This window comes from Halorubrum ezzemoulense DSM 17463 (genome assembly GCF_002114285.1).
Lineage (GTDB): Archaea > Halobacteriota > Halobacteria > Halobacteriales > Haloferacaceae > Halorubrum > Halorubrum ezzemoulense.
In genome coordinates this window covers 16294-34937 of sequence record NZ_NEDJ01000034.1, presented here as the reverse complement: position 1 = coordinate 34937, position 18644 = coordinate 16294, and the positions used below count along the sequence as shown (strand labels likewise).

Annotated in this window: 15 protein-coding genes and 1 pseudogene; 4 read left to right on the top strand and 12 right to left on the bottom strand. The window is 72.0% G+C overall.

All coding sequences use genetic code 11. The features are described from left to right. Window positions 1–71 precede the first annotated feature (71 nt). Entirely contained in the window at window positions 72–2513 is a 2442-nt protein-coding gene (locus B9H04_RS10595; RefSeq protein WP_085682686.1) for a heavy metal translocating P-type ATPase, read from the top strand. A gap of 17 nt (window positions 2514–2530) precedes the next feature. On the opposite strand, the gene B9H04_RS10590 is transcribed toward B9H04_RS10595, so the two are convergent. The 5 genes from B9H04_RS10590 to B9H04_RS10570 form a co-directional block, all read right to left on the bottom strand. Continuing rightward, window positions 2531–3085, bottom strand: a complete 555-nt coding sequence (locus tag B9H04_RS10590; RefSeq protein ID WP_049930375.1) for a hypothetical protein — start codon at window positions 3083–3085, stop codon at window positions 2531–2533. Window positions 3086–3199: 114 nt separating this feature from the next. Then, the gene (locus B9H04_RS10585) at window positions 3200–3442 is read right to left on the bottom strand and encodes a SelT/SelW/SelH family protein (protein ID WP_049930374.1); all 243 of its coding nucleotides are present in this window, start codon (window positions 3440–3442) and stop codon (window positions 3200–3202) included. 79 nt (window positions 3443–3521) lie between these two features. Further along, on the bottom strand, window positions 3522–4925 hold the full coding sequence (locus tag B9H04_RS10580) for a heme o synthase (protein ID WP_049930373.1): 1404 nt from the start codon (window positions 4923–4925) through the stop codon (window positions 3522–3524). Between the two features lie 105 nt (window positions 4926–5030). Then, a complete protein-coding gene (locus tag B9H04_RS10575; RefSeq protein ID WP_049930683.1) occupies window positions 5031–5483 on the bottom strand; it encodes an adenylyltransferase/cytidyltransferase family protein in 453 nt (150 codons plus the stop codon). Continuing rightward, window positions 5480–5995, bottom strand: a complete 516-nt coding sequence (locus tag B9H04_RS10570) for a Mov34/MPN/PAD-1 family protein (protein WP_049930371.1) — start codon at window positions 5993–5995, stop codon at window positions 5480–5482. Before B9H04_RS10570 ends, B9H04_RS10575 begins: the two co-directional genes overlap by 4 nt. Before the next feature lie 116 nt (window positions 5996–6111). On the opposite strand from B9H04_RS10570, the gene B9H04_RS10565 reads away from it, so the two are divergent. Next, the gene (locus tag B9H04_RS10565; protein WP_085682685.1) at window positions 6112–8058 is read left to right on the top strand and encodes a DHH family phosphoesterase; all 1947 of its coding nucleotides are present in this window, start codon (window positions 6112–6114) and stop codon (window positions 8056–8058) included. A 36-nt stretch (window positions 8059–8094) separates the two neighbouring features. On the opposite strand, the gene B9H04_RS10560 is transcribed toward B9H04_RS10565, so the two are convergent. From B9H04_RS10560 to B9H04_RS10545, 4 genes are all read right to left on the bottom strand, one after another. Beyond that, window positions 8095–9864, bottom strand: a complete 1770-nt coding sequence (locus B9H04_RS10560; protein ID WP_049930368.1) for a phospholipase D-like domain-containing protein — start codon at window positions 9862–9864, stop codon at window positions 8095–8097. A 90-nt stretch (window positions 9865–9954) separates the two neighbouring features. Continuing rightward, window positions 9955–11349, bottom strand: coding sequence for a HEAT repeat domain-containing protein (locus tag B9H04_RS10555; protein WP_049930366.1), 1395 nt, complete (start codon window positions 11347–11349; stop codon window positions 9955–9957). A gap of 226 nt (window positions 11350–11575) precedes the next feature. Further along, window positions 11576–12127, bottom strand: a complete 552-nt coding sequence (locus B9H04_RS10550) for a cysteine hydrolase family protein (RefSeq protein WP_049930364.1) — start codon at window positions 12125–12127, stop codon at window positions 11576–11578. Then, window positions 12120–12992, bottom strand: coding sequence for a YqcI/YcgG family protein (locus B9H04_RS10545; RefSeq protein ID WP_049930363.1), 873 nt, complete (start codon window positions 12990–12992; stop codon window positions 12120–12122). Before B9H04_RS10545 ends, B9H04_RS10550 begins: the two co-directional genes overlap by 8 nt. 109 nt (window positions 12993–13101) lie before the next feature. Here B9H04_RS10545 and B9H04_RS10540 point away from each other — a divergent pair, with 109 nt between their 5' ends. Next, window positions 13102–13536, top strand: coding sequence for a DUF1810 domain-containing protein (locus tag B9H04_RS10540; RefSeq protein WP_049930361.1), 435 nt, complete (start codon window positions 13102–13104; stop codon window positions 13534–13536). Between the two features lie 42 nt (window positions 13537–13578). On the opposite strand, the gene B9H04_RS10535 is transcribed toward B9H04_RS10540, so the two are convergent. Together B9H04_RS10535 and B9H04_RS19200 are read right to left on the bottom strand one after the other, a co-directional pair. Continuing rightward, window positions 13579–15063, bottom strand: coding sequence for a sodium:solute symporter family protein (locus B9H04_RS10535; RefSeq protein ID WP_049930359.1), 1485 nt, complete (start codon window positions 15061–15063; stop codon window positions 13579–13581). Window positions 15064–15152: 89 nt separating this feature from the next. Next, a pseudogene (locus B9H04_RS19200) lies at window positions 15153–15392 on the bottom strand (DUF3311 domain-containing protein); the annotation flags it as partial. A gap of 177 nt (window positions 15393–15569) precedes the next feature. Between B9H04_RS19200 and dnaG the strand changes: the two are divergent. After that, on the top strand, window positions 15570–17186 hold the full coding sequence (dnaG, locus tag B9H04_RS10525; RefSeq protein ID WP_049930357.1) for a DNA primase DnaG: 1617 nt from the start codon (window positions 15570–15572) through the stop codon (window positions 17184–17186). 360 nt (window positions 17187–17546) lie between these two features. Here the strand turns inward: dnaG and B9H04_RS10520 are convergent, their stop codons facing one another. Further along, on the bottom strand, window positions 17547–18638 hold the full coding sequence (locus B9H04_RS10520; protein WP_049930356.1) for an A24 family peptidase: 1092 nt from the start codon (window positions 18636–18638) through the stop codon (window positions 17547–17549). Window positions 18639–18644 lie beyond the last annotated feature (6 nt).

Below are 18644 nucleotides of genomic sequence, written 5' to 3'. Positions count from 1 at the left end.
GTCATTGGTGGTCCGTTCGCGGTCGGTGGGGCGGTCCGCGGACCGCCCCACCGACCGCGAACGGACCACCAATGACAGGCTGTACGCTCTGTGACCTCCCGACTGGGGACGACCCGCACACCGCGCCCGACGTCGACGGCGAGTTCTGCTGCCGGGGCTGTCTGACCGTCGCGCGGTCGCTGGACGACGTCGAGGACCTCGACGACCTCGACGAGCAGCGGCCGGACGCGACGCCGGGCGACGAGTTCGACGGCGAGACGACGTTCCTCCACGTCGACGGGATGCACTGCGCCACCTGCGAGTCGTTCCTCGAGATGACGGCCGGCGAGCAGGAGGGGGTCGCGGCCGCCGAGGCGAGCTACGCCACGGACACGATCCGGGTCGACTACGACCCCGACGCCGTGAGCGCCGAGGAGCTTCCCGGGCGGCTCTCGGTCGCGGGCTACTCGGCGAGCGACCGCGCGGACCCGGACGCGGAGGACGACGACGCGGTCGTGCGATTCCTGATCGGCGGCGGGTTCTTCGGCATGATGGCGATGCTGTGGTACGTCCTCTTCCTGTATCCGACCTACTTCGGGTACGAGCCGATACTCGACTTAGGCGGCGTCTCCGGGACGTACCTGTTCGCGCAGATCTGGGTGTTCGCCTCCATCGTCCTGTTTTACACCGGCTACCCGATCCTGCGGGGCGCGTACGTGAGCCTCCGGGCCCGGCAGCCGAACATGGACCTGTTGGTGTCGCTCGCGGCCGCGAGCTCGTACGTCTACAGCACGCTCGCGCTGTTCGTCGGCCGGACCGACCTCTACTTCGACGTGACCATCGCCGTCATCCTGGTCGTCACCGCCGGCAACCACTACGAGTCGATCATCAAGCGGCGGGCGACCGGCATGCTCGCCGACCTGACGACGACCGAGGACCGGACGGCGCGGACCGAGGCGGGCGAGACCGTCGCCGCCGACGCGGTCGACCCCGGCGACCGGCTGCTCGTGCGCCCCGGCGAGCGCGTGCCCTTCGACGGGACCGTCGCCGAGGGAACGGCCGCTGTCGACGAGGCGCTCGTCACCGGCGAGTCCCTCCCCGCCACGAAACGCGAGGGCGACGCGGTCCGGGGCGGGACCGTCGTCACCGACTCGCCGGTCGTCGTCAAGGTCGGCGAGGACGCGGCGAACACCCTCGACACCCTCGTGCGGCTGCTGTGGGAGATCCAGAGCTCGCGGTCCGGCGTCCAGCGGCTCGTCGACCGCTTGGCGACGGTGTTCGTCCCCCTCGTCGTCGCGGTCGCGACCGTCGGCGCCGCCGCGACGCTGGCGCTCGGGTCGGCGCCGATCGAGGCCGCGCTCGTCGGGCTGACGGTGCTCATCGTCTCGTGTCCGTGCGCGCTCGGCCTGGCGACGCCGCTTGCGGTCGCCGCCGGGATCCGCGACGCCGCGAACCGCGGCATCGTCGTCGTCTCCGACGCCGTCTTCGAGTCGGCGAGCGACGTCGACACCGTCGTCCTCGACAAGACCGGGACGCTCACCGACGGCGAGATGCGGCTGCTCGACGCGACGGCCGCGGCGGGGACGCCGGTCGACCGCGTGCGAGACCGCGCCGCCGCCGTCGAGCGCGCCTCGGTCCACCCGGTCGCCGAGGCGATCGTCTCCGGAGTGCTGGGGGACTCGGAGGGGCGAACGGTTGAGCGGCCGGCGACCGACGGCGGCGCGGCGACCGCGGCGGACTCGACCGCCGACGGCGTCGGCGAGACCGACGACGCGCCCGCCCCGAGCGGCCCGTCAGCGACGGACGTGGACGTCTTCGACCGCGGGGTCGCGGGGCGCGTCGACGGCGACGAGGTCGTCGTCGGCCACCCCGGCCTGTTCGACGAGCGCGGCTGGCCGATACCGGACGCGCTCCGCGAGGCGGGAGCGACCGCCCGCGACCGCGGGAACGTCCCGGTCTACGTCGGCTGGGAGGGTCGCGGCCGCGGCGTCCTGACGGTCGGCGACGAGGTGCGCGACGGGTGGGAGTCGGTGGTCGCCGACCTCGACGCGGACGGCCGTCGGGTGGTGGTGCTCACCGGCGACGCGCCCGCGGCCGCGAGGCGGTTCGCGGAGCACCCCGCGATCGACGAGGTGTTCGCCGAGGTGCCGCCGGAGGCGAAGGCCGAGACGGTCCGGCGGCTCGGCACCGACGGCTCGGTCGCGATGGTCGGCGACGGGAGCAACGACGCGCCGGCGCTCGCCGCGGCCGACCTCGGGGTCTCGCTCGCCTCCGGCACCGACCTCGCCGCGGACGCGGCCGACGCCGCCCTCCTGGAGGACCGGCCCTCGGCGGTCCCCGAACTGTTCGCCGTCACGCGCGGGACGAACCGACGGCTGAAACAGAACCTCGGCTGGGCGTTCGTCTACAACGCGGTCGCGATCCCGTTGGCGTTATCCGGCGTCCTCAACCCGCTGCTGGCCGCGCTCGCGATGGCGTCGAGCAGCATCCTCGTCGGGACCAACTCCGCGCGTGCGGTGTTCGACCCCGACTGAGTCCGGCGTGGCCGGGGTCAGCTCTCCCCGTCTCCCGAGCCCGCGCTCCGATCGGCGCTCGCGGGGAGGAGGCGGCGCGCCAACGCCCCCAGGCGCTTGTACGCGAGGTTCACGTACAGTCCCGAGAGGAAGACGACGCCGGCGACGAGGGGCGCGTCGCCGGTCGTCCCGCCGAGAAGGATGTCGGAGAGCAGGTACACCCCGACGCCGAGCGGCAGGGCGGCCGGCAGCCGGAGGTTGTACCGGACGAGCGTGCCGACGGAGGCGTCGAACCGCTCGACGAGGGCGGTGAACACGAACCCCAGGGCGCCGAGCAGGCTGAACAGGGGGACGAACGGCGGAACGACTCCGGAACCGAGGCCGGCGAACCCGGGGAACGGGCCGTCGGTCACCAGCAGCGCCCCGGCGGCGAGGCCGACGGTGAGGAGCACGTCGGCGGCGATGACGCCGACGCCGAACCGCGACCGGTACCACGTCCGCGCGAGCCGCGACCGGTTCTCGGCGGCGGCGTCGACCGCCGGATCGCCGGGGGCGACCGCCTCGGTCCGGGTCCGCTCCGATGAGTCCGACATCGTCACCGAGATTTGTCGGCGAGTCGTAATTAGCTTGCGGCGTGAGAACAGTGATCAATGTAACCCGTCGAAGAGTCCTCCTCGGGCGTCTCCAGGCTGAGAACAGCCGAGTGACTACGCCGTCGCGCCGACGTGCGGCTTGACCGCGCGGACGATGGCGTCGACGTCGTACTCGTCTTCGGTCTTGTCGAAGACGACCTCGCCGTCGGCGCGGACGACGAACACGCCGTCGTCGCCGGTCACCAGAGCGACCTCGTCGACGCTCTCGCCGAACTGCTTGAGGATCGCCTCGGAGACGTCTCGGGCGCGGTTCAACATGCCACAGGGGACGCAGTACTCGACTTCAACGCGTGTCATGGCACAGCGTAGGACGCGAACGGGATTAAAGGGACAGGTCCCGGTCGGTCGCGGCGCGCTCGCGACGATATCGACCGTTTCAGACCACCAGCGCGTCGAAGACGACGGCGAACAGCAACAGGCCGAGGTAGGCGTTCGAGGCGTGGAACGCGCGGAAGGCGGCCCCCTCGGTCTGCTCGTAGTGGAGCCGGACGACCATCCAGAGGAAGACCCCGCCGACGCCGACGCCGACGACCGCGTACAGCGCGCCGAGCGGGTCGGCGGCCGCGGCGAGGGCGACCGCGGCGACCAGCGTCGCGCCGAGGTACCAGAGGATGTGCCGACGCGTCGCGGTCTCCCCGCGGACGACGGGCATCATCGGGAAGCCGCCGCGCTCGTAGTCGTCCTTGTACGCCAGCGCGAGGTTGTAGAAGTGTGCGGGCGTCCAGAGGAAGATGACCGCGGCGAGCAGCACCCCGCCGCCGCCGACCTCGCCCGTGACTGCGGCCCACCCGATGAGCGCCGGCAGCGCGCCGGCCGCGCCGCCGATGACGGTGTTTTGGACCGTGTTCGGTTTGAGGACGAGCGTGTAGACGACGCTGTAGAACAGTATCGCGACGAGCCCGAGCGCGGCCGTCAAGGAGTTCACCGTCCAGAACAGGCCGAGCGAGACGAGCGTCAGCAGACCGCCGAACGCGAGGGCGTGCGGAACGGGCACGAGGTCCGTCGCGAGCGGGCGGTCGCTGGTGCGTTGCATCCGCTTGTCCACGTCGCGTTCGAGGACGTGGTTGAACGTCCCGGAGGCGCCGATCGAGAGCGCACCGCCTGCGAGCGTCGCCGCCACGACGGGCGGCGTGAAACCGGAGCCGCCCGCCAGCGCCATCGCGGCCGCGGCGACGAGGCAGAGCAGCCACATCAGCCGCGGCTTCATCAGCCGGAAGTACGCGGTCGCGGTCGCCTTCAGCCGCGGGAGCGCCGCCGACGGGATGTCCGGTTCCGGGGCCTCCTCGACCGGCGGCAGGTCGTCGGTCCCGGGTTCGAACTCGTCGGGCGCGTCGTCCGGGTCGCCCGTCTCGGCCTCCAGCCACCAGGCGAGCGCGGCGAGGACGGCCCCGAAGATTCCGATACCGATCAGGAGGTGCGCGGAGCCGAGCGCGGCCGGGAGGTCGCCGAGCGCGACGAGCGCGCCGACGCCGGCCTGCGCGGGATAGACGACGAGCGCGACGGCGAGCGCGACCCTGACCCGGCGGTCGGCGCCGTCCCGCCACGCGAGCGCGGCGGAGAGCGCGACGAGGAGACCGACGACGGCGGCGAGGGCGCGGTGGCCGAGGGCGATCCACCCCTCGGTCGCCGTCGGGAGGGCGGCGCCGTTCCCGCAGGCCGGCCAGGCGCCGCAGGCGGTCGCCGCCTCGGTGAGCGAGGTGGTGGCGCCGACGACGACGAGCAGGTACACGCCCATCGCGGCCGCGGCCAACACCGCGGGGAATCTGTCTGGGAGCGTCACGTGGCGTGAATTACGAATCGGACCCATATATGTTCCGCGCTTCGACAAAACGGCGGCGAGCGGCGGGCGAAAACGCGGACCCGAGCGGACGGCGTCCGTCAGCGCTCAGTCCCGGTCCGCGTCCGCCTCGCCGCCGCGCTCTCGGAGGATCCGGTCGACGATGTCGCCGCTGGAGAGCAGTTCGTCCTCGTACTTCGGCTCGCGGCCGGACGCGCGCTCGACCCGGCAGTCGATACCGCGGTCCGCGAGCGCGTCGGCGATGTCGGCCTCGTCGTGGTGCTGGTCGAACCCCAACACGATCACGTCGGGGTCGAGCCGCTCGATGGGGACGAACACGTCCCCCGGATCGCCGAGGTGCGCCTCGTCGACCGCGTCGAGCGCCGCGACCATGTCGCGCCGCTGGCGGGCGCACAGCACCGGTGCGGGCTTGTGCGTGACGTTGGTCCGGCGGGCGACGATGGCGTGGAGCTCGTCGCCGCGGGCCGCGGCGTCCTCCAGGTAGTGGACGTGGCCGGGGTGGAGCAGGTCGAACGTCCCCTGCGCGACGACCCGCGTCATCGGAACCACGAGAGGAAGCCGCCGCGGTCGCGCTCGTCGAGCTCCCGGTCGATGTCCTCCTGGGTGAAATCGAAGAAGTGCTCGTCGGGCACCTCCACGTCGAGGACGTCGAGGGTGGTCTGTCGCCCCTCGTTGTCGAACGCCTTCCAGTCGCCCCAGCCGTAGGGGGCGCCGACGATGATGTGTACTTTCCCCTGCCCGAAGGTCGCGAGGTCGGCGTCGCTCGGCCGCAGCGCGCCGTTGGGGTGGGAGTGGACCGACCCGACCGCGCGCATGTCGTTCGGCTTCATGTGTGTCCGGACGCTGGCGCTCGTCGGGCTCGACTCCGTGCCCGGGATGACGAGCACGTCGGTGATCACCTGTCCGTCCCGGTCGAGATCGAGCTTCCGGGCGTCGTCCGCGCGGAGGAACCCCATGTACTCGTTGGGGTGCGTCTCCTCGCTCGCCTCGAGGACGAAATCCAGGGTCTCTCGGGCGATGCCGAGGAGCTCGTCCGAGCGGAACAGTCGCATAAGCGGGATAAGTCGCCGTCGCCTCATAGGGGTTCCGGACCGCGGAACGCGACGCGGACTCCCGGCCCGAGCCCCGAGAGAACAGGCTTAACACCGGCCGTTCCCGAAGGCTGCCCATGAGCGAAAACTTCGCCGGGGATTCCGGCACGCGGGGCGATTCGAGCCCCGAACCCGACGCCGACGCGGCGGAGGGGGCGGCCGACGACCGGCCGACCGTCTACGATCTGGCGCCGGACTGTACCCTCGAAGACGCCGCAGTCGACGAGCTGTACCACGCCGAAGTCAACGGCGTCGTCGACTACGGCGTGTTCGTCGACCTCTCCGACGCCGTGAGCGGGCTGGTCCACGAGTCGAACCTCGACGGCGACTACGCGGTCGGCGACCGGCTGATCGTCCGGCTCACCGAGGTCAAGGAGAACGGCGACGTGGCGTTCGACGACGTCGACCCCGACGACTACCGCACCGAGACGGTCGCCCACGAGCCGACGGTCTCTCGGGTCCGGGGCCTCACGCCGGGCGACGAGGTGACCGTCGAGGGCGAGGTCGTTCAGGCGAAACAGACGGGGGGTCCCACCGTCTTCGCCGTCGCGGACGCCTCCGGCGTCCTCTCCTGTGCCGCCTTCGAGTCCGCCGGGGTCCGGGCGTACCCCGAGGTCGAGGTCGGCGACATGGTCCACGTCTCGGGGGCGATCGAGAGCCGCGAGAACGCGCTCCAGTTGGAGGTCGACTCGCTGACGCGGCTCCCCGACGAGCGCGCCGCCGAAGCCCGCGATCGCTTCGAGGCGGCCCTCGACGAGCGCGCCGAGCCGGCCGACGTCGAGCCGCTCGTCGACTGGGAGGCGTTCGAGCCGATCCACGAGGACCTCCGCGAGCTCGCGCGGTTGCTCCGCCGGACGGTCCTCGCCGGCCGCCCGATCCGTGTCCGACACCACGCCGACGGCGACGGGATGTGCGCCGCGATCCCGGTACAGCTCGCCGTTGAGAACCTCATCGAGGAGGTCCACGGCGACCCCGACGCCGCCCGACACCTGTTCAAGCGGCTCCCGAGCAAGGCGCCCTACTACGAGATGGAGGACGTCACCCGCGACCTCAATTTCGCCTTGGAGGGCCGCGCGCGCCACGGGCAGAAGCTCCCCTTCCTCCTCATGCTCGACAACGGGTCGACAGAGGAGGACGTGCCGGCCTACGAGAACCTCGCGCACTACGACATCCCCATCGCGGCCGTCGATCACCACCACCCCGACCCCGAGGCGGTCGGGCCGCTGCTCGACGCCCACGTGAACCCCTACCTCCACGGCGAGGACTACCGGGTCACCACCGGGATGATGTGCGTCGAGCTCGCCCGGCTCGTCGACCCGTCGCTCACCGAGGAGCTCGAACACGTGCCGGCGGTTGCCGGCCTCTCCGACCGCTCGAAGGCGGAGGCGATGGACGACTACGTCGCGCTCGCCGAGGGCGCGGGGTACGACGAGTCCGACCTCCTCGACATCGGCGAGGCGCTCGACTACGCCGCCCACTGGCTCCGCTACTCCGAGGGGAAGACCCTGGTCAACGACGCGCTCAACGTCGGTTGCGACGACGAGGCGCGCCACGAGGAGCTCGTCGAGTTCCTCTCGGAGCGCGCCGAGCGCGACGTGGAGCGCCAGCTCGACGCCGTCGAGGACCACGTCGACCACGAGCGGCTCGCCTCCGGCGCGCACCTCTACCGGATCGACTTAGACGAGTACGCGCACCGATTCACCTACCCCGCGCCGGGCAAGACGACCGGCGAGCTCCACGACACGAGAGTGAAAGAGACCGGCGACCCCGTCATCACCATCGGCTACGGCCCCGACTTCTGCGTCCTCCGGTCCGACGGCGTCCGGCTCGACATCCCGAACATGGTGACCGAGCTGAACGAGGAACTCCCCGAGGCCGGCGTCTCCGGGGGCGGCCACCTCGTCGTCGGCTCGATCAAGTTCGTGAAGCGCCGCCGGAGCGAAGTGATCGAGACGCCGGTCGAGAAGATGGCGGGGGCGGAGATCGACGAGGCGCTCTCGTCGACGATCGCGCTCGACGACTGAGCCGGCCGCCGCGGCCGTTCGCACCGACCTCGTTTCTCAGCCGAACGCGAGCTCCCGTCGAGCGACGGCGCCGGCTCCCGCGAGCGCGACGCCGAACCCGGCGACGAAGGCGATCGGAAGCTGGATTCCGCCGCCCCGCCAGTCGGCCGCGTACGCGCGAGCGTAGAAGTCGGCGACCGACTCGTTCTCGACCGCGAGCACCACCTCGCGGTTGTTCGTCTCCGCGCTCGGATTCCAGTTGAGGCTGCCGACGAGCGCCGTGTCGTCGACGACCAGCCCCTTCGCGTGGACCTTCTCGAACCGGCCGCGCGGCTCGGCGAGGTCGACGGCGATCGGCTCGTCCCTGAGCGACTCGGAGAGGTTCCGGTTCGCCTCCCGGTCGTACCACGCGTCCGAGAGCAGCAGGTGGACGTCGACCCCGCGGTCGGCCGCGCGTCGGAGCGCGCGGATGATCCGATCGTCGGGACCGCCGACCCGCGGCACGAGCGCGAGCACCCGCTCGTCCGCGGCGTCGATCCGCGCGACGATCCGGTCGGCGGCGTTCCCCGGCGCGGTCAGGACGGTCACGTTCGCCGTCGCGGGCTTCGCGGGCGCGTCGAACCGCGTCGGGTACGAGCCGTTCACGCGCCCGCCGCCATGGAACTCGGTGTCGGCGCGGAAGGCGCGCCACGAGCGCGCGTCCCGCGCCCGGAAGTCCGCGGCGAACAGCGCGGCGAGGTCCTCCGCGACGAGCGCGTCGCGCTCGGTCCCGGGACCGCCCGCGTCAACGGTGTCGTCGCTTCCGACGACGACGCCCCAGCCGCGGTTGCTCCGCCCGCCCGTGCCGGACCGCTTCCAGTTCTCCGTGAGGACGACCGCGCGGTCGTCGGCGACCGCGTACTTCGGGTGGTGGAACCGGAACCGCTCGACCTCGCCGTCGAGGATCCGGACCTCGACGCCGGCGGCCGTCAACCGGTCGATCAGCTCCGCGCTCCGCGCCGGGAAACCGCCGACCGGCGACCCCTCCAGCAGCACGCGGACGCGGACGCCGCGGTCCGCGGCGGCGACGAGCGCGTCGGCGACCCGCTCCGAGGTCAGCGTGTAGCCGGCGACGAACAGGCGGTCCTCGGCGTCGCGGAGCGGCTCGACCGGCAGGCCGGGGCTGTCGGGGAGGACGAACGGCGTCACGGCGGCGTTCGCGGTCCGACGCGGCGACCGCCGTTCGTACCCGCGGGGTCGCCACTCCCCCCAGTCGGCGCGCCACCGGTGTCCCTCGGGCGCGCGGTCGTAGTCGACCGCGGCGACCGTCGTCCCGTTCCGGCGGAGCGCGATCCGGTCGCCCGACGCGGCGAGCGGGAAGTGGTCGTCGAGCGCGCGGAGCGTCGGGTCCCCGGTGCCGCCGTTGCCGGCGACCGCGGTCTCGTCGGCGAGCAGGGGCGTCGCGTTCGCGGGGTCCATCGAGAGGGCGACGACGCCGCTGGCGTTCGCCGGGACCTCCGCCTCGTGGTGTCCGTCGGCGAGCGACCAGTTCCCGCGCTCGGGGAGCCGGACGACGAGGTACTCGCCGCGGTTCTCCGCGGTCGTCGGGTTCGGGAACAGCTCGACGATCCGCGGCGTCGTGGACACGAGCGTCAGGTTCTCCGGGCTCTCGTTCGACGGTGCGGTGGCGGCGCCGTCGGGGTCGGGTCTGCCGACTCCCGGGCCGGTTCCGGCATCGCCAGCGACGGCGACCGGGACGACGGCCGCGGAGACGAGCAGTCCGAGCGCGACGACGGCGGCGACGCTCGCGGTCGAGTGGATCGGGACACGGAACGGAGCGGGTGACACGAGGGGAGTGCCCTCGGTATCGGTGAAAAGGGTCGGTCGAACGGCGGGCGGAGCGGGTCGGGTCAGTCGGTCCGCATCACGCGGGCCGCGTCAGGCGGTCGGCGCCGGTTCCGCCTCGTCGTCGAGCGCGTCCCGGGCCTTCTCGCCCTCGGTCGAGACGACGAAGGAGTGTTCGTCGGCGTGCTCGGCGACCGCTTCGAGCGCCTCGCGGGTGCCGATCTGGCGGAGCGCCCAGCCGGCGGCCGCGCGGACGTCGTCGGACGGGTGCGCCTCGAGCGCGTCGGCGAGGGGGTCGACGGCGCGGGTGTCGCCGATCAGCCCGAGCGCGCGGGCGGCGTGGGGGCGGACGAGCTCGTCGGTGTCGCCGTCGGGGTCGAGCTGGTTCGCGAGCGGCTGGACCGCCTCGGACGCGCCGATTTCGCCGAGCGCCTTGAACACGACCTTCTGGAGCTGCGGGTTCGAGTCCTCGGGGACGTACTCGACGAGGGTGTCGGTCGCCTCTTCGGCCGCCATCGTCCCGAGGATCCGGATCGCGGGCTGGTCGCGCTTCTCGGCGCGGCCGAGGATCTCCTCGACCGACGCCTCGGTCTTGCCGCGCTTGCCCATCCGCTCGAACGCCTCCAGGCAGTGGCGCTCCATGAACTCGGACTGGAGCGAGTCGAGCGCGAGCAGGATCATGTCGACGTTGCCCCGCGCCTCGTGTTCCTTCAGCGCCGCCCACTCGACGGGGAAGTCCTTGTAGTGGCCGAGCACGTCGTAGTATCCCTGCGCACGGAGCTGCTCGTGGGTTTCGAGGTCGTCCCACTCCTCGGCGTCGTCGAGGCCGGCCTCCAGCTCGTCGGTCGCGTCCAGCAGCGCGGCGATGTCGTCGGCGTCGTCGTCCGCGTCGAGGTCGGCGTCAGTGACCGCGCCGGCGACCGCGTCGAGCGCCGCGACGAGCTGATCGACGGGGGCCGGCGCCGCGGCGTCGGCCGCCTCGCCTTCCGCGAGAAGCGCCTCGGGATCCTCGTCGGCGTCGCCGAGCGCGTCGTCGATCGCGTCGGCGGCCGCGTCGACGAACGACTCGACGGCGGCCGCGACGTCCTCGCGCCCGTCGTCGGTCCACTCCGTGTCTTCGACCGTCCCGGCGGCGGATTCGATCGCGTCGACGACGTCCTCCCCGTAGGGGCCGCGGGCGTCGTCCACGCCGTCGCGAAGCTCCGCGACGCGGTCTTCGAGGTCGCCGCGCGGGTCGTCCGCGTCCTCATCGTCCTCGTCCGGCTCGGGGAGGTCGGCCTCCTCGATACCGGTCTCCGCGTCGGCTAAGAGCGCCTCGACGTCGTCGAGGTCGGCCTCTGTCTCGGCGGCCTCGAGGCGGTCGGCGATCTCGTCGAGGTACTCGGTGAGGGACTCCTCGGTCGCGTCGTCGGGGAGCGTCGGAGCGGCCGTCTCCGCCGGCTCGCCGTCGTCCGCGGCGTCGGCCGGGTCGTCATCGCCGTTGCTCATATACCACGAACTCCGCGCGTAGTCCATTAAGAGGTTTCCCTTCGCGGGCGCCGGGCGGCCGCGTGCGGGGCACGGAGCGGCCGCGACCGGCGCGGCGTCCCTCCGTTCTCTGCTGTGCGGGTCGCGGTAGATCCCCGCGCTTGGTGGCTCCGTCGGAATACCGAATTCCTCGACGTTCGAGGTCGACCGCGACGCCGTCACTGACGGGCCGTGCGGGCGGTTCTCCTCAGCGGTCGGCGAGCAGGTCGTCGCTCTCGACGACCGTCGCGAACTCGCCGTTCAGGTGCGCGAGCGCGACGCGGTGGGAGGTCTCCGGGTCGATCCGCTCCCCGTCGGGCGCTTCGCGGGCGTGCGTCGCGGTCGCGTCGGCGACCACGCGCACGTCGTAGCCTCGGTTCTCGGCCTCGCGCGTCGTCGTCGAGACGCAGTGGTCGGTGGTGAGTCCGCAGACGACGAGCGACTCGTACCCGGCCTCGCGGAGCCACTCGTCGAGCCCGGAGTCGAGGAACGCGCCGTTGACCGACTTCTCGAAGGTCGGCTCGCCCCCGGCGGGCGCCGTTTCCGGCTTCCACGCGAAGCCGGGGGCGTCCGGACGCAGCGACGAGTCGGGTTCCGTCGAGGCGTGGCGGACGTGCGCGACCGGCCGGTCCGTCTCGCGCCAGCGGTCGAGGAGCACGGCCGCGACCGCCTCGGCGTCGGGGTTGTTGCGCTCGCCCCACCCCGGCTCGTCGAACCCGACTTGGAAGTCGACGAGGAGGAGGACCGCGTCGTCAGTCATCGCCGAGTCCGGAACTGACGGGCGCGTCGGATTCGCTCCCGGTGTCGGCCGCGTCGAACGCCCGCCACGCGCCGGGTTCGAGCAGCGACTCGGACGCCTTGGGGTGTTCGCGCGTCGGGTCGAGCGGACAGGCGTCCGGGCTCGCGTCGTCGTCCTCGCGGAACAGGTACTGCTTCCACTCGCGGTCGCCCTCGGTGCCCCAGTCGCCGAGGTCGGCGTGGGGACAGACCCCGTCGTACTCCTCCATCCGGCCTCGGATCGTCTCGCGGGCGCGCTCGCCCGCCTCGGTGTCGGCGGTGATCCCCTCGAAGACGCTCCGGGGTTGGAAGGTGATCTCTAGGCCGACCGGCGAGTAGCGGCTCTTCCGGTCGTCGTAGAAGGGGGCGCGCGAGGTCGGGAACAGCGCCTCGCCGCCGAAGCAGAACTCCCACCGCGGGGTGTCGGGGTCGACCGGGATGTCGTCCGGCCACGGCTCCGGGTCGTGGACGTGGAGGAACTCCAGGACGTGCCAGAGCCGCTCGTGGTAGTACGCCTCGCCGCGGTCGTCGTCGGGCGGCCTGAAGAACACCGCGAGCGGCGCGCGGTCGGCGTGGTCCGGGTACGTGTCGAGGTACTCTGAGAGGACATCGCGCAGCCGCAACAGCGCGGCCGGGTCCGTGGTCGACTCACAGGCGGCGTACAGCATGTCGCCCTCGCGCTCGACCTCGATCCCGAAGTAGCAGGGGAACGGGGACCCGTCGCGCTCGCCGAGCATCGACTCCCGGAAGGTCCGGTAGTGCTCCTGAAACCACGGCGACGCGTCGTCGAGCCGATCGTGGAGCGTCTCTTGGTCCAACAGCACGCCCTCGGTGCCGGGCTCGTTCATACGCGTTGTCGGGGCGAAGCGGTCTTTTGGCTTTCGCCGGGTTCGACGCGGCGGGAACGGGCACTGCCGGCCACTCTTATAAACAAGCGACGAGAACGTTCCCGAAGAGATGGCCGACCCGAACGACTCCCACGACCTCCGACGGTTCGTCGAGGCGCAGGCCGGCGTGATCGAGTCGGCCAAGCGGGAACTGCGCGCGGGACGGAAGCGGAGCCACTGGATGTGGTTCGTGTTCCCGCAGGTCGAGGGGTTGGGGACCAGTCGGAGGTCGCAGCGCTACGCGATCGGTTCCCGCGAGGAGGCGACCGCGTACCTCGCGCACCCGACGCTGGGGCCGCGGCTGCGGGAGTGTACGGCGATCGTCAACGGGCTGGAGGGGCGGTCGGCCCACGAGGTGTTCGGGTCGCCGGACGACCTGAAGTTCCGGTCGTCGATGACGCTGTTCGACGCGGTCGCGGACGGGGACGATCCGTTCGGGACCGCGCTCGACCGGTACTACGACGGGCCTGATCCGAAGACGCTCCGGTTCCTGCGGAACGAGTGAGACCGACGGCGGTCGAACCCCGACCGACGGGGATCGGCCGAGTCAGTCCCCGGCCACCGCGAACCGCGAGGCGTCGCCCTCCTCGGTCGGCGCCGTGAGCAGCGAGACCCCCACGGTGAGCGCGCCGGACAGCGCCATCAGCCCGAGCGCAACGTCCCAGCCACCGAGGACCGTCTTCGGCAGGGTCGGGACGGCACCGACGACGGCGGACAGCACGACGAGCAGGTACGCCGCCTGGGGGACCGCGACGCCGGCGATCATCCCCGTGCGGGTCGTCCGCGGCCAGTAGAGCGCGCAGATCACGGGGAGCGCGAGCAGCGCGAACCCGGAGAACGCCGTGTCGCCGACCTCGATCAGCGTCCCCGGGCGGAACAGGCTCGCGGCGAACGCGAGCGTCGCGAACGCCGCCACGCCGATCCGCGCGATCCACGCCTCGCGTCGCTCGGAGGCGTCGGCGTCGACGAGCGGTCGGTACAGGTCGCGGGTGAAGTACGACGACCCCGAGAGCAGCATCGAGTCCGACGAGGACATCATCGCCGCCATCGCGCCCGCGACGACGAGCGCGGCGAACCACGCGGGGGTGTACTCGCCGAGCACGACCGGGAGCACGTTCGCATCCGTTGGCACCTCGACCGGCGTCCCGGCCGCCCACGCGCCGAGCATGAACGCGGGGAGGAACAGCAGCAGGACGAGGACGGGCCACAGCGCGAACGACCGCTTCAGCGTCGCGGCCGACTTCGCGACGAAGAAGCGCTGGTTGATCTGCGGGAACATCGTCACTCCGAACGCGATGGTGATCGCCGTGGAGACGATGAACTCCGGCGTGTACGCGCCGCCGCCGAAGCCCCCAAACTCGGGCCGGGCCGCCAGCATCCCCTCGGTCGCGGCGCCGACGCCGCCGAGCGCCGAGACGACCCACGCCGCGGCGACCCAGACGACGGAGAGCATGAACAGCCCCTGGAGCGTGTCGGTCCACGCCACGCCGCGGAGTCCGGCGACGGCGACGTAGAGGATCATGAACCCGGTGATGAGCGCCGCGCCGCCCCAGTACGGGACGACGCCGTCGGTGAGGCCGACGAGCGCCTCCCCGGCGCCCATCTGCTGGAGCATGACGTACGGGAACAGCCACAGGAGGCTGACGCCGGCGATCAGCGCGCGCAGCCCGGTCGAGCCGAAGCGGTCGCCGAGCATCTCGCCGAGCGTCACGTAGCCGTTACGAGCGCCGATCAGCCACTGCTTGTAGCCGATGACGTACCACAGCACCGCGAACAGGACGCCGTCTAAGGTCCCCATAACGATCAGCCACTCTGGGCCGGCGCGGTAGGCGAGGTTCGGCCCGCCGAAGAACGTGAACGCCGACAGCAGGGTGGCGAAGGTCGTGAAGAGCAGCACGAGCGTGCCGATCGACCGGTTCGCGAGGTAGTAGTCCTCGGCGGTCGTCTCCGAGACGCGGTACGCGACGAGGCCGAGCGCGAGCGCGACGACGAGGTAGCCGACGACGACGCCGAGCGAAAGGCCGAGCGTCACCGGCGGTCACCCCCGGTCGGCTCCGACGGGTCGCGGCTCGTCGCGCCGTCCACGGCGGCGGAATCTGTGGCCACGGTGTCGGCGGCCGCGGAATCTGCGGCCACGGCGTCGGTCCCCGCCCGCCTGCCCATCCCGCGCTCCCACGCGCCGCTCCGGACGAACAGCGCGAACAGGCCCGCACACAGCCCGAGCCACGCCACGTGCCACCAGATCCACACCGGGAGCCCGGCGGCGACGCGGTCGACGCCCCACAGCGGCCACGGCACCGCGAACGCAACGAGTATCGCGAACGTCGGTATCCAAACGAGATCGCTCCGTAAGCGCGTCATGTACAATGAAACTACGACTATAAACACAAAGAGCTATCGAATAAGTTCGAACACACATATCGGAGAGAAATTTTCTTCGATAACTGTTGCCGGAGGGACGTGGCGATAGCTATTTTCCGCGAGGAGCGCAACGATACACGGACGGGCGCTACCGCCCGCTATCACCATTCACCACTCATGAAAGACACAGAGAAATACCTGATACACGCCACCATCGCGGCCGACGGCGTCGTCGAGCGGAGCGACGTCGTCGGGGCGGTGTTCGGCCAGACGGAGGGGCTGCTCGGCGACGAGCTGGACCTCCGGGACCTCCAGGAGTCCTCGCGCGTGGGTCGGATCGACGTCTCCGTCGAGTCCGAGAACGGCCAGTCGTTCGGCGAGGTCACCGTCGCGTCGAGCCTGGACAAGGTCGAGACCGCGATCCTGGCCGCCGCGCTGGAGACGATCGATCGCATCGGCCCCTGTCACGCCTCCGTCGAGGTGACGAGCATCGAGGACGTACGGGCGGCCAAGCGCCGCGAGGTCGTCGAGCGCGCAAAGGAGCTGATCGCGGGCGGCTTCGAGGAGACGAGCCTCGCGAGCAGCGACGTGTTAGACGAGGTGCGCGACGCCGCCCGCGTCGAGGGCATCGTCGACTACGAGGGGCTCCCGGCCGGGCCGCGCGTCGGCGACTCAGACGCCGTCATCGTCGTCGAGGGCCGCGCCGACGTGCTCACGCTGCTCGACTGCGGGATCAAGAACGCCGTCGCGGTCGAGGGGACGAACGTCCCCGAGGCGGTCGCCGAGCTGACCGCCGACCGGACCGTCACCACGTTCCTCGACGGCGACCGCGGCGGGGAGCTCATCCTCCGCGAGCTCGCGCAGGTGGGCGACGTGGACTACGTCGCGTTCGCGCCGCCCGGCGAGTCCGTCGAGGACCTCGACCGCGACGCCGTCTTCGAGGCGCTCCGCGGGAAGGTCCCGTACGCGAGCCTCGCGGACGCCGGCGATCTCCGAGCGGCCGCCGGCGACGAGGATCCCGAGGACGGCGACGGGGCGTCCGTCAGCGACGGGACGACTACCGACGACGTGGCACCCGACGACGACGGTCCCGAGTCGGCCGCGCGTGTCGGCGACGGCGGCGCGGTGCCGAGCGGTTCCGCGGGCGGCGACGCGGTCGACCCGTCGCCCGAATCGACCGAGCCGCCGACTGCCGGGTCGACGACCGAATCGCGCGACGCGACGGACGCCGACGCCGAAGTCGCCGGAACGAGCGGCGCGTCCGCCTCCGGTGGCGAAGTAGAACCGGCGGATTCGGCGTCAACTCCCGAAGAAGCCGGCGGTACCGACACCGTCGCGGACGACGCCGCCGGAGAGACCGACGAGGTGTCCGGAGGCGACGCGACCGCGGACGAGATGGCTAGCGACAACGCGACCGCGGACGAGGAACCTTCGGACGGCGCGACCGCGAACGAGGAACCGACGGACGGCGCGACCGGCGAGCACGACGAACCGCGGTCGATCGCGGCGCACGTCGACGAGGTCGTCGACGGCGAGACCGGCCGCGCCCGGCTCCTCGGCGACGAGTTCGGCGTCGTCGATGAGGTCGACGCGGGAGACGCGTTCGACGCGGTGGAGGGGGCCGAGCCCGCGCCGCGAGCCGTCGTTGTCGACGGCACCGTCGACCAGCGGCTGCTCGACGTGGCGGCCCAGCGCGGGGTCGGCGACCTCGTCGGCCGCGACCTCGGGGAGTTCGTGAAGCGCCCGGTCGGAACGCGGGTACTGACGGCGGCCGCCCTCCGCGCTGGGAGCTAGCGAGACGGGGAGGTCGTCGTTGATCGCTTACGGATCGTCGATCGCCGATCGGCGGTAAAAACCGCTAAAGTCGCAGCTGCTCGCCGATAAAAGAGCGATTGGCGATCGGCGGCGAACGCCTCCAAAGCCCCAGCCGCGATTCCCGCGAGCGAAGCGAGCGGGAATCGCGACTGCCCCTTTGAGTCTCACCCGAACGCACAGCAGCCGCACCTCACGCCTCCCCGGCCTCGTCGCTGGCGCCCTCCGCTTCGCTCCGGGGCCAGCAACTCCCTCGCGCGCGCGACTCGCGGCCTGCGACCGCTCGTCGGCACACGCCGCCGCACCGCTCATCTGTTTATAAATGGCGTCGTCAGTGTCGGCTCACACCAGCCCGAGCGCGCCCAGCGCCGCGAACAGCGCGTCGCCGTACGTCAGCGAGGCGACGAGTCCGACCGCCATCGGGACGACGAACGGCATCCCGGGCGAGACCAGCACGCGGTCCTCGCGGGCGACGACGTCGAGGCCCTCGCGGAGCGTCGCGGCGTCGGTGCCGTACGCGCCGTGATCGATCTCGTCTAGGAACCGCTCTGCCGCCCACGGGTCGTCGGACTCGCGGTCGGCGTCGCTGTCGGTCTCCGCGTCGGCCGCATGCCCGCCGTCCGGGGCCGCGTCGTCAACTGCCCGTCCTCCGTCGGTGGGCGCGTCGTCAACTGCGCGCCCCCCGTCGGTAGGCGCGTCGTCAACTGCGCGCCCCCCGTCGGTCCGCGGACCGACGTGGGTCCCGCCGTCGGTCGGGGCGAACGTCTCGCCGACCGAGGCGGGATCGCGGAGGTCGTCGGGGTCGGCCCGCACGTCGGCGAGCGTGCGGCCGCGCCACCGGAGATACATCCGGAGCGCGTCGAGATCGAGGCCGTTCCGGGTCGGCCCGTCGGGGTCCTCGAACAGCCGCCCGTGCCGGTCGGGCAGCGAGTCGGTCGCGACCGGTCGCGCGAAGAACATGAGCCGCGAGGCCTCGCCGCGGACGAGGTTGAAGACGGCGAGGCCGACCGGGTACGCGAGCCCGAGGAGGACGGTGTTCGTGAGGATCGTCAGCGAGAACACGCCGAGCTGGGTGTCGACGAGCGGGAGCGTGACCCCGGCGAGGTCGTACGCCGGGAACGTCGGGAAGAGCACCGCGAGCGCGATCATCGCCTTGGCGTCGGCGCCGCCGAACGCCCCGAGGTACCAGAACGCGTAGCCCAGCGGCGCGACGAAAAGCAGACTGATCGCGACTCGCACCAGGAATCGCATCTCCACGAACCCCCCGAGAGGCCAGATCGTCACAATCTCCCAGACCAGAAGCAGCGCGCCGAACAGGTACAGCGGCGGCCACAGCCTGTTCGGGAGGCGCCGGGTCCGGACGTCCCGGATCGCCGCCCACGCGAACACGGGGACGACGACGAGTCGGAGGAGGTCCGGCAGCGTCGCGACCATGTCTCC

Coding starts and splice junctions, on each gene's coding strand:
- B9H04_RS10595 (WP_085682686.1), top strand. CDS start 72: ATGACAGGCTGTACGCTCTGTGACCTCCCGACTGGGGACGACCCGCAC.
- B9H04_RS10590 (WP_049930375.1), bottom strand. CDS start 3,085: ATGTCGGACTCATCGGAGCGGACCCGGACCGAGGCGGTCGCCCCCGGC.
- B9H04_RS10585 (WP_049930374.1), bottom strand. CDS start 3,442: ATGACACGCGTTGAAGTCGAGTACTGCGTCCCCTGTGGCATGTTGAAC.
- B9H04_RS10575 (WP_049930683.1), bottom strand. CDS start 5,483: ATGACGCGGGTCGTCGCGCAGGGGACGTTCGACCTGCTCCACCCCGGC.
- B9H04_RS10570 (WP_049930371.1), bottom strand. CDS start 5,995: ATGCGACTGTTCCGCTCGGACGAGCTCCTCGGCATCGCCCGAGAGACC.
- B9H04_RS10565 (WP_085682685.1), top strand. CDS start 6,112: ATGAGCGAAAACTTCGCCGGGGATTCCGGCACGCGGGGCGATTCGAGC.
- B9H04_RS10555 (WP_049930366.1), bottom strand. CDS start 11,349: ATGAGCAACGGCGATGACGACCCGGCCGACGCCGCGGACGACGGCGAG.
- B9H04_RS10550 (WP_049930364.1), bottom strand. CDS start 12,127: ATGACTGACGACGCGGTCCTCCTCCTCGTCGACTTCCAAGTCGGGTTC.
- B9H04_RS10545 (WP_049930363.1), bottom strand. CDS start 12,992: ATGAACGAGCCCGGCACCGAGGGCGTGCTGTTGGACCAAGAGACGCTC.
- B9H04_RS10540 (WP_049930361.1), top strand. CDS start 13,102: ATGGCCGACCCGAACGACTCCCACGACCTCCGACGGTTCGTCGAGGCG.
- dnaG (WP_049930357.1), top strand. CDS start 15,570: ATGAAAGACACAGAGAAATACCTGATACACGCCACCATCGCGGCCGAC.
- B9H04_RS10520 (WP_049930356.1), bottom strand. CDS start 18,638: ATGGTCGCGACGCTGCCGGACCTCCTCCGACTCGTCGTCGTCCCCGTG.